The sequence below is a fragment of the Microbacterium sp. HMWF026 genome, assembly GCF_003061325.1.
GTDB lineage: Bacteria > Actinomycetota > Actinomycetes > Actinomycetales > Microbacteriaceae > Microbacterium > Microbacterium testaceum_E.
Genome location: NZ_QAJB01000118.1, coordinates 1 through 4,563, shown reverse-complemented (window position 1 = coordinate 4,563; position 4,563 = coordinate 1). Strand labels below are relative to the sequence as shown.

The following is a 4,563-nucleotide window of genomic DNA, read 5'->3' as shown; positions in this document are numbered from 1 at the left end:
GGCCCGGGTCCGCGCGGCCGCGGGCGGGTCGCGCCTGACCCTGCGCCTCATCGACGATCGGCTCGGCGGACGCGACGCGGTGGACGCCGCCCGCCACGGCTGGGAATCCCCCGCCGTCACGGCCCGCGCCGACGTGGACGCGTTCTTCGTGCGCGCCCTGCGCGACGCGCTCAGCCCGCGCGGCGTCGAGGGCTTCGACGTCGAGGTCGCCACGGTCGACCCCGTCCGCGCCGCGATCGTCCTCGCCCTGTCCGAAGAGGCGGATGCCACGGTGCGGCTCGTCCTGCCCCGCGGGGCGTCGTGGCAGCCCGACGCGCCGACGATCACGGCCACCGCGGTCGTGCACCCCGATGATCTCGACGCGGTCGCCGCCCGCGTGGCCCATGCCCATGCCGAGGGCGCGATCGTGCACGCGAGCGCGCGGGACGACGAGCCCGAGGCGGATGCCGACGAGCCCGCCGACGGGGCGACCCTGCGCGTGCGCCGGGCCCTGGCCGCCGCCGATCTGCCGCACCCCGCCGCTCGCACGGGCCGACGCGGGGTCGAGGTCGACCCGGCGATCCTGCGCGACCGCCTCGACGCCGACACCGCCGACCCGGGGCTGACGCAGGCGGTGCTCGGCATCGCGCGCGAGGCCGTGGCATCCGCCGACACCTCCGCCCTCGGGCCGGACGTGCAGCAGATGCTGTTCGGCGGGCAGGCGTTCGTCGACACCGCCGTCTTCTCGGTGCGCGAGAGCGCAGAACTCGCCGGTGGCGCTCCCGGTTTCGCCCACGTCGGCGACACCGACCCCTCGCTGCCCGACGACCGCGCCTGGGCGCTGCAGGCGCTCTCGCGCGCGGCGACCTCGACCGCGGGCGACGCGACCGCCGCCGCGGGGCGCGTCGACGACGCCGCCGGGATCGACGAGGTGGTCGCCCGAGTCGGCGCCGCCGCCGAACCGTGGGGCGCCCTCGCCGCCGCCGAGCGCGCGACGGTGCTGCACGCGGCGGCCCGCACGCTCGAGGAGCGGCGCGCCGAGCTGATCGAGGTGCTGGCCTCGGAGGGCGGGGCGCTGCTGAGCGAGGCCGACGCCGAGGTGAGCCAGGCCGTCGACGCGGCGGCCTACTACGCCGCCACCGCGAAGGAGCTCGACCGCGTACCCGGGGCGGTGTTCGTCCCCGACCGCGTCACCGTCGTCGCCCCCCGGTGGAACGCCCCCGTGGGACTGTGCGCCGCCGAGACGCTCGCCGCTCTGGCCGCGGGATCGGGCGTGCTGCTGACGCCGTCGCCCCGCGCGCGGCGGGCGGGGGCGGTGGTCGCCGAAGCCCTGTGGGCCGCGGGCGTGCCCCGTGACCTGCTCGCCTTCGTCGACCTCGACGAAGAGGCCTCGGGCCGCACCCTCGTCGTGCACCCGGGGGTCGACCGCGCGCTGCTGAGCGGGGCCCGCGGCACCGCCGAGCGCTTCGCCGCGTGGCGACCCGCTCTGCGCCTGCAGGCCCTCACCGCCGGTCGCAACGTCGCCGTCGTGGCCCCGTCGGCCGACCTCGACGATGCGGTCACCGACCTGGTCGCGTCCGCCTTCCCTCGCGCCGGGCAAGCGGCGACCGCCGTCTCGCTCGCCATCGTGGTCGGAGCCGTCGGACGTTCGCACGCCTTCCAGGAGCAGCTGAAGGATGCCGTGACCTCTCTGCGCGTGGGTCCCGCCGACGACCCGCTCTCAGACGTGGGTCCGCTCGTCGAAGAGCCCGCGGGCGAGGTGCGCCGCGCGTTGACGGTGCTGGGCGAGGGGGAGCGCTGGCTCGTCGAGCCGCGCGAGCTCGACCTCGGCCCCGAGACGGCCGGACGCTTCTGGTCGCCGGGCGTGCGCACGGGGGTCACCGCCGGGTCGCACCTGGCCCGGACCGCGGTGGCCGCCCCGGTGCTCGGCATCCTGCACGTTCCCACCCTCACCCGCGCGATCGAGGTGCAGAACGCGATCGGCTCGGGCTTCATCGCGGGGCTGCACACGCGCGACACCGCCGACCTCGAGCTCTGGCTCGACGGGGTCGAGGCCGCGGTGCTGCGGGTCAACCGTCCCGCGACGGGCGCCGTCGTGCAGCGCGAGCCCCTCGGCGGATGGGGTGACGCGGCCGTCGGCGACGGCGCGATGGCCGGCGGCCCGAACCGGCTCGTGACCCTCGGATCGTGGCGGCCCTCGACCGGCGGTGCCTCGTCGTCGACGCTGCACCTGCGCGGCCTCGACAGCCGGATCACCGCCCTGATCGAGGCGGCCCAGCCGACCCTGTCGTACGAGGCGTTCGACTGGCTTCGGCGCGGAGCCCTCTCGGACGCGGTCGCCTGGGACCGCGAGTTCGGCCGCGTGCAGGACGTCTCGCGCCTGGGCGTCGAGCGCAACCTCCGGCGCTACCGGCCGGCCGACGTCGCCGTGCGCGCCACGGGCGACGCGTCGTGGCAGGCGGTGCTGCGCGTACTGGTCGCCGCCGTGCGCTCGGGATCGACGTTCACGCTGAGCACCCCCGTGGGTCTTCCCGCGCCGGTGCGGCACCTGCTCGGAGAGAGCGGCGTCGCGGTGTCGGTCGAGACCGACGAGCAGTGGCTGCAGCGTCTGGCGGGCGGCATCCCGGACGACGGCGACGGAGAGCCGCTCGCGACCGCGCCCCGTCCGCGGCGGATCCGCCTGGTGGGCCCGGCCGAGACGGTCGCGACGCTGCGCGCGGCGGTCGCCGAGACCGTCGGGGCCGACGTGTCGACGACGGTCTATGCGGGAGAGGTCACCACCGCCGGCCGACTCGAGCTGCTGCCGTTCCTGCGCGAGCAGGCGGTGTCGATCGGGGCGTGGCGCTTCGGTCGTCCCGACCCGTGGAGCGCCGCGGTCATCTGAGCGTGCGGGTTTCGAAAACGTTCGGCCGCCCACGCCCCTCCGGGTAGCGTCGGCGCCGACCGCAAGGAGCACCGATGACCGCTGCCCGACTCACCGTCGACCCCCGCTTCGCGATCGGCGCCGTCCGTCGCCGCCTGTTCGGCGGATTCGTCGAACACCTCGGACGTCACATCTACGACGGCATCCACGAGCCCGCCCACCCCGCCGCGGACGAGCAGGGCTTCCGCCGCGACGTGCTCGAGCTCGTGCGCGAACTCGGCGTCTCGACGATCCGCTACCCGGGCGGCAACTTCGTCTCGGGGTTCCGCTGGGAGGACAGCGTCGGCCCGCGTGAGCAGCGCCCGCGGCGCCTCGACCTCGCGTGGCACTCGACCGAGACCAACGAGGTGGGGCTGCACGAGTTCGCCGACTGGCTCGACAAGGCCGGCAGCGACCTCATGCTCGCGGTCAACCTCGGAACGCGCGGCACGCTCGAGGCGATCGACCTGCTCGAGTACGCCAACGTCCCCGGCGGCTCCACGCTGTCGGAGCAACGCATCGCCAACGGTCGCGCCGAGCCCTTCGACGTGCGCGTGTGGTGCCTCGGCAACGAGATGGACGGGCCCTGGCAGCTCGGCCACCGCTCGGCCGACGACTACGGCAGGATCGCCGCACGGACCGCGAAGGGCATGCGGCAGCTCGACCCCTCGATCGAGCTGGTCGTGTGCGGCTCGTCGGGCGCGCAGATGCCCACCTTCGGCGAGTGGGAACGCGTCGTTCTGCAGCACACCTACGACGACGTCGACATGATCTCGTGCCACGCCTACTACCAGGAGCACGACGGCGACGCCGCGTCGTTCCTCGCCTCGGCGGTCGACATGGACCGCTTCATCGAGGCCGTCGTCGCCACCGCCGACCACGTCGGCGCCGCGCGCGGCAGCACCAAGCGCATCGACATCTCCTTCGACGAGTGGAACGTCTGGTATATCGACCGCGTCGACGCGGTCAAACCCACCGCGATCGACGACTGGCCGATCGCACCGCGTCTGCTCGAGGACGTGTACTCGGTGATGGATGCCGTCGTCTTCGGCAGCCTGATGATCTCGCTGCTCGCGCACGCCGACCGCGTGGCATCCGCGTCCCTCGCCCAGCTCGTCAACGTGATCGCGCCCATCATGACCGAACCGGGCGGACCGGCCTGGCGGCAGACGACGTTCTTCCCGTTCGCCCTGACCTCGCGACTGGCGCGCGGCGCGACCGTGCGCGTGCAGATCGACGCGGGCACGGTCGACACCGCCCGCCACGGGACGGTTCCGATCGTGGATGCCGTGGCCACCCACGACGACGCCACGGGCGAGAGCGCGGTGTTCCTGGTGCACCGCGGCCTCGACCACCCCGTCGAGCTCGAGATCGATGTGCGCGGCCTCGGCGACGTCGAGGTCGTCGAAGCGCACGCGCTGCACGATGACGATCCCCGGGCGAGCAACACGCTGGACGACCCCGAGCGGGTACGGCCCCGGGCCCTCGAGACGCGGGTGGCCGACGGCATCCTGTTCGTCACCCTGCCACCGGTCGCCTGGGCCGCCGTGGCGTTGCGCCGCGCGGGGTGAGGCCGCCTCGCGCCGCGCGTCGCACGCCGTGCGGGCGCCGCGGTCCGCGCGCCGCGCGCGGTCCGGTCACGGCCGCTCCGCGCCGCGAGACTGCACCCCGCTGACATCTCG

General features: G+C 75.1%; 2 protein-coding genes. Both read left to right on the top strand.

The window, feature by feature from the left end; genetic code table 11:
- Positions 1-2,863 (top strand): aldehyde dehydrogenase family protein (locus DBR36_RS05415; RefSeq protein ID WP_108317912.1); only part of this gene is annotated, 2,863 nt, incomplete at its 5' end.
- A 74-nt stretch (positions 2,864-2,937) separates the two neighbouring features.
- Complete coding sequence (locus DBR36_RS05410; RefSeq protein WP_108317911.1) at positions 2,938-4,452, top strand: alpha-N-arabinofuranosidase; 1,515 nt, start codon at positions 2,938-2,940, stop codon at positions 4,450-4,452.
- Positions 4,453-4,563: the final 111 nt, after the last annotated feature.

What these genes read in the sequence shown, in the direction of transcription:
- DBR36_RS05410 (WP_108317911.1), top strand. Translation starts at nt 2,938, where the DNA reads ATGACCGCTGCCCGACTCACCGTCGACCCCCGCTTCGCGATCGGCGCC.